Genomic DNA, 6,090 nt, shown 5'->3' with positions numbered 1-6,090 from the left:
CACGCCCGCGCCACCGCCCGGCGACGTCGTCTTCCACCCGCCGCGCGCGTTGACGGGCCCCGGGCGCGGGAGAACACTCCGGAGCATGCGGACCTCCGCGGGCGACGGCGCCCGACGCGGGACGACGCCCGACGGCCGGCGGTCCCCGAGGGCCGGAGGTGCCCGGTGAGCCCGACCGACGACTACCGCGACCTGCTCGACGCCGCCCGGCACCGCGCGGTCGAGTGGCTCGACCAGGTTCCCGAGCGGCCCATCCCGCCCGCGTCGGACGCCGACGAGGTCAAGGACGCGCTCGGCCGCGACCTGCCCGCGACGACGCAGGACCCGCGCGAGGTCCTCGAGCGCCTCGCGGACGCCGTCGAGCCGGGCCTGCTCGCAAGCCAGTCGCCGCGCTTCTACGGCTGGGTCATCGGCGGCACGTACCCGGTGGCGCTCGCCGCCGACTGGCTCACGAGCACGTGGGACCAGAACGGCGGCATGCGGTACGCCTCGCCCAGCACGACGGCCGTCGAGGACCTCGCCGGGCAGTGGCTGCTCGACCTGCTGGGGCTGCCGGCGGCGTCCGCGGTCGGGTTCGTGACGGGGGCGACGACCGCGAACCTCGTCGGGCTCGCCGCGGGCCGCGAGCACGTGCTGCGGGCCGTCGGGTGGGACGTCAACACCGCCGGGCTGACGGGTGCGCCACGGGTCCGGCTCGTCGCCGGGACGGAGCGGCACGGCTCGGTCGACCTCGCGGCGCGCTACCTCGGGCTCGGTGCCGCGCGCCTCGTGCCGTCCGACGACCAGGGGCGCATCGTCGTCGACGCGCTCGCGGACGCCCTGGCCGACGGCGACGGTCCCGCGATCGTGTGCCTGCAGGCCGGCAACGTGCACTCGGGTGCGTTCGACGACGTCGGCGCGGCGGTCGCCGTCGCGCACGAGGCCGGGGCGTGGGTGCACGTCGACGGCGCGTTCGGGCTGTGGGCCGCGGCGTCTCCCCGGTACGCGCACCTGACGCACGGGTACGAGACCGCGGACTCGTGGGCGACCGACGCGCACAAGACGCTCAACGTGCCGTACGACAGCGGCATCGCGGTCGTCGCCGACCCCGTCGCGGCCCGCACCGCGCTGGGCATCCGCGCGAGCTACCTGGTCGCCGCCGAGTCGACCGACCCGCACGAGACCGTCCCGGAGATGTCGCGCCGCTCGCGCGGCGTGCCCGTCTGGGCGACCCTCGCGTGGCTCGGCCGGCAGGGCGTCGCGGAGCTCGTCGACCGGCTGGGCGACGGCGCGGCCGCGCTCGCCGCGGGGCTCGCGACGATCGACGGCGTGGAGGTCGTCAACGAGGTCGTCTGGACGCAGGTGTGCGTCGCGCTGGCCGACGACGCCACCACGCAGGCCGTCGCCCAGTCGCTGCGCGACGAGGGCGTGGCGTACGCGTACACGTCCCGGTGGCGCGACCGGGACGTCATCCGGTTCTCGGTGAGCAACTGGGGCACGGACGCGGGCGAGGTCGCGGCGACGGTCGACGCGGTGCGCCGGGCGGTCACGTCGGGCTGACGCCGACCTGCCGACCTCGGCGGGTTGTCGTCGCCCTGGCGACCGCGTCAGTGGGGCGGCAGGACCCCCGACCGGCCCGGGCGCCGCAGCGGGTACCACCGGTTGCCGTACCGGCGCGTGACGCTCCCGTCCTCCGTCTCCGCGAGCTCGTCGAGCCGCTCGAGGACCGCCCGTGCCGCGCGCCGGGCCGCGCCGTCGCCGTCGGACTCGAACCGCACGGTCACGCGTGCCTGACCGCGGACGACGCCGACGTCGAACGCCTCGACGGTCGCGAGCGGACGCGCGGCGTCGACCGCCGCGGGCAGCACGGCGGCGGCATCGGTGCCGGGGCGCAGCAGCCCGACGGTCGCGGTCACGCGGTAGGAGGGCACGGGCCGGTCCTCCTGCGGGCGACGGTCGGCGGCACGGCGACGATGCTGGCACACCTGCGGCCGGGCGCCGACCGTCGTCGCACGTCACACGACCGCAACACGTCCGTGCGGACAACGACACCGAGAAGGACGACGCTGGGGTGATGGCCCCCGTCCCCCCACCCCCGCCGCCGTCCCGGGCCGACACGGCGCTCGCCCGGCCGCACCACGCGTCGGACGTACCGCACCGCTCCCCGTTCCCGGCGATCGCGAGCTACGCGTTCCTGTCCGACTGCGAGTCGAACTGCCTGATCTCCCCCGCGGGCGCGGTCGAGTGGATGTGCGTGCCGCGGCCGGACTCCCCGAGCGTGTTCGCGGCGATCCTCGACCGGGCCGCCGGCTCGTTCCGGGTGGGGCCGCACGGGGTGCGCGTCCCGACGGCCCGCCGCTACCTGCCCGGCACGCTCGTCCTGGAGACGACGTGGCAGACGCCGACGGGCTGGCTGGTCGTGCGCGACGCGATGGTCATGGGGCCGTGGCACAACACCGAGGAGCGGTCCGCGACGCACCGCCGCACCCCCACGGACGACGACGCCGAGCACATCCTGCTGCGCACGGTCACGTGCGTGAGCGGCACGGTCGACCTGCAGGTCGAGTGCGAGCCCGCACCCGACTACGGGCGCCGCCGGGCCACGTGGGACTACACGGACGCGGACTACCACGCGGTGCAGACGATGCTCGACGACGGCGACCCGGGTGCGGCGGGCGGGAACGGCGAGGGCGGTCTGGCGCTGCGCCTCACGTCGAGCCTGCGCCTGGGGATCGACGGCCGGACCGCGTCGGCGCGCACCCGGATGGTCAACGGCGACAAGGCGTTCGTCGCGCTGTCCTGGTCGCCGCTGCCCGCGCCGCGCACGTGGGAGCAGGCCGCCGACCAGCTCTGGCGCACGCAGGAGTACTGGCGGGAGTGGATCACGCTCGGCGTCTTCCCCGACCACCCGTGGCGCACGTACCTGCAGCGCAGCGCGCTCACGCTCAAGGGCCTGACGTACGCGCCGACGGGCGCCCTGCTGGCGGCCTCCACGACGAGCCTGCCGGAGACGCCCGGCGGGGAGCGGAACTGGGACTACCGGTACGCGTGGATCCGGGACTCGACGTTCGCGCTGTGGGGCCTGTACACGCTGGGCCTGGACCGGGAGGCGAACGACTTCTTCGCGTTCATCCACGACGTCTGCCGGGACAACAAGGACCTGCAGATCATGTACGGCGTCGGCGGCGAGGAGCGGCTCGACGAGGCCGAGCTCACGCACCTCACGGGGTACGAGGGCGCGACGCCGGTGCGCGTCGGGAACGCGGCCTTCGAGCAGCGCCAGCACGACGTCTGGGGGGCCGTGCTCGACTCGGTGTACCTGCACGCGAAGTCCCGCGAGCAGCTCCCCGAGTCGCTGTGGCCGGTGCTGAAGCGGCAGGTCGAGGCCGCGACCCGGCACTGGCACGAGCCCGACCGCGGCATCTGGGAGGTGCGCGGCGAGCCGCAGCACTTCACGGCGTCGAAGCTCATGTGCTGGGTCGCGCTCGACCGCGGCGCCCGGCTGGCCCGCATGCACGACGAGCACGACTTCGCCGAGGAGTGGGGCAAGCTCGCCGCGGAGATCCACGCCGACATCTGCACGAACGGCGTCGACGACCGGGGCGTGTTCGTGCAGCGGTACGGGTCCGACGCCCTCGACGCGTCGCTGCTGCTCGTCCCGCTGCTGCGGTTCCTGCCGCCCGAGGACCCGCGCGTGCGCGCGACCGTCCTGGCCATCGCCGACGAGCTCACGGTCGACGGCCTCGTCCTGCGGTACCGCGTCGAGGAGACCGACGACGGGCTGGAGGGCGAGGAGGGGACGTTCACGATCTGCTCGTTCTGGCTGGTCAGCGCGCTGGTCGAGATCGGGGAGCTCGAGCGGGCGCGGGCGCTGTGCGAGCGGCTGCTGTCGTTCACGTCGACGCTCAACCTGTACGCGGAGGAGATCGACACCCGCACGGGCCGCCACCTGGGCAACTTCCCGCAGGCGTTCACGCACCTGGCGCTCATCAACGCGGTCATGCACGTGATCCGCGGCGAGGAGCGCGCGGGCCACGACGGCATCCACTTCGAGCCCCCCAACCGCGGCGGCTGACCACTCCACAAGGCCCGCCCCCGGTCCCCCACCGCCCGCCTCACCCACCCGCTCCCCCACCACCCCACCGGTCGGCGAGTTCGCTGGTTCGGGTCGACTTCGCCGGCTAGGGCCGGCGAGCTCGGCGCGGACCGGCGAACTCGCGGGCGGCGCGGGCGGGCATCGGCCCAGGCCGGCGCGCCTCATGGGTCAGACTCTTCGGGTGACCGACCTGCTCTCGACGCCCGGGCGGCCCGCCGCGCCCGACGACGGGACCGCGCTGGCCGCAGCGGCCGTGGCGCTCGACGACTTCCGGCCCGACTGGGCGCGCCTGGTCGACCCCGCCGACGAGCCGAGCACCGCCGACCTCGCGCGGGCACGCGCCGCGGCGGAGCGGCTGCTCGCGGACCACGGCGTCACGTACGGCGCGGACAGCCCGGACGGCGCGGCGCACCCGTGGCGGCTCGACCCGGTCCCGGTCGTGGTCGACGACGCCGAGTGGACCCACCTCGACGCGGCGCTCGTGCAGCGGGCCGAGCTCCTCGACGCCGTCCTGCAGGACGTCTACGGCGCCCGCCGGCTGCTCACCGACCCGCTGCTGCCCCCGACGACCGTCCTGTCCCACCCCGGTTTCCTGCGGCAGGTCGACGGGCTGCGGATGCCGGGCGGCCGCGAGCTCGTCCTCACGGCGACGGACCTGGTCCGGGACGCGTCGGGCGGCTGGTGCGCGGTCGCCGACCGCACGCAGGCGCCGTCGGGTGCGGCATACGCGATGGAGGACCGCCGGGTCGTCGCGCAGGTCCTGTCGGGCGTGTACCGGCAGGCGTCGATCCAGCGTCTCGGCCCGTTCTTCCACGCGCTGCGCCAGGCGCTGCGGGACGCCGCCCCACGCGACGCCGACGAGCCGCGGGTCGTCCTGCTGTCGTCGGGCCCGGGCAGCGAGACGGCGTTCGACCAGGCGTACCTCGCGTCGATGCTCGGCCTGCCGCTCGTCGAGGGCACCGACCTGCTGGTCCGCGAGGGCCGCGTGTGGATGCGCGGGCTCGACGGCCTGGAGCGGGTCGACGTGGTGCTGCGCCGCGTCGACGCCGAGTGGTGCGACCCGCTCGACCTGCGCACGGGCTCCCGGCTGGGCGTGCCCGGGCTCGTCCGGGCCGTGCGGGCGGGCACGGTGAGCGTCGTCAACCCGCTCGGCAGCTCGGTCCTGGAGAACCCGGCGCTGCTCGCGTACCTGCCGCGGCTCGCGCGCACCGTCCTCGACGAGGACCTGCTGCTGCCGTCGGCCCCGACGTGGTGGTGCGGCGACCCGACGGGCCTGCAGCACGTGGTCACGCACCTGAACCGGCTCGTCGTGCTGCCCACGGTGCGCGGCTCCGCGGTCGGCACGATCCTCGGCTGGACGCTGTCCCACCGGGAGCGGGCCGAGGTCGCGGCCCGGATCAGCGCCGAGCCGTGGGCGTGGGTCGGGCAGGAGCCCGTCGGCCCGGCCGGGCCCGTCGTCGACGGCACACCCGTCGGGGTGGGGAGCGACCTGCCCGCGGCGGACGGCGTCGGCCCGGCCGACCTGGGGCCGCGCGCGGCGGTGCTGCGGACGTTCGCGGTCGCGCAGCGCTCGTCGTACATCGTGATGGCGGGCGGCCTGGCCCGCGTCGCGACCGGGCACGTCGTGTCGTCGGCGACGGGTGCGACCGCGAAGGACGTCTGGGTGCTCGCGTCGCCCACGCCCGACACGGCCCCCGACGCCCCGCCGGACGAGGTCTCCGCCGACGCGGTCGTGGCGCGCATCCCCGCGACGGGCATCTCCCCGCGCACCGCGGAGAACCTCTACTGGATGGGCCGCTACGCCGAGCGGGCCGAGGACCAGGCGCGCGTGCTGCGCGTCGTCGCGGACCGCTGGGACGACTTCCACCGGCGGCCCGCGTCGGTCGGGGGCCGGGCGCTCGCGGTGCTGCTCGCGAGCCTGACCCCGGCCGCGCTGCCCGCCGAGCGCGCCGGGGGCGACACCCCGGGCCGCGCCCCGGCCGGTCCGCCCGCGCTGCGGGCGCTCGCGCTCGACC

At 76.2% G+C, this 6,090-nt stretch carries 4 protein-coding genes; 3 read left to right on the top strand and 1 reads right to left on the bottom strand.

The window, feature by feature from the left end:
- The first annotated feature begins 165 nt into the window (after nt 1–165).
- Nucleotides 166–1,539 (top strand): pyridoxal phosphate-dependent decarboxylase family protein, encoded by a 1,374-nt coding sequence (locus tag CBZ_RS17805; RefSeq protein ID WP_130782813.1) that lies wholly within the window; start codon nt 166–168, stop codon nt 1,537–1,539.
- 47 nt (nt 1,540–1,586) lie between these two features.
- Here CBZ_RS17805 and CBZ_RS17800 read toward each other — a convergent pair whose 3' ends face one another.
- Nucleotides 1,587–1,910 (bottom strand): hypothetical protein, encoded by a 324-nt coding sequence (locus tag CBZ_RS17800; protein ID WP_130782812.1) that lies wholly within the window; start codon nt 1,908–1,910, stop codon nt 1,587–1,589.
- Between the two features lie 143 nt (nt 1,911–2,053).
- Here CBZ_RS17800 and CBZ_RS17795 point away from each other — a divergent pair, with 143 nt between their 5' ends.
- Together CBZ_RS17795 and CBZ_RS17790 are read left to right on the top strand one after the other, a co-directional pair.
- Nucleotides 2,054–4,054, top strand: coding sequence for a glycoside hydrolase family 15 protein (locus CBZ_RS17795; protein ID WP_130782811.1), 2,001 nt, complete (start codon nt 2,054–2,056; stop codon nt 4,052–4,054).
- A 202-nt stretch (nt 4,055–4,256) separates the two neighbouring features.
- Nucleotides 4,257–6,090, top strand: a 1,834-nt coding sequence (locus tag CBZ_RS17790) for a circularly permuted type 2 ATP-grasp protein (protein WP_246013521.1), incomplete at its 3' end; no start/stop codon positions are given.

Origin of the sequence: Cellulomonas biazotea (genome assembly GCF_004306155.1) — a bacterium.
Lineage (GTDB): Bacteria > Actinomycetota > Actinomycetes > Actinomycetales > Cellulomonadaceae > Cellulomonas > Cellulomonas biazotea.
The sequence above is the reverse complement of the archived record's forward strand: the minus strand, read 5'-3'. Positions and strand labels throughout refer to the sequence as shown.

What these genes read in the sequence shown, in the direction of transcription:
- CBZ_RS17795 (WP_130782811.1), top strand. Translation starts at nt 2,054, where the DNA reads ATGGCCCCCGTCCCCCCACCCCCGCCGCCGTCCCGGGCCGACACGGCG.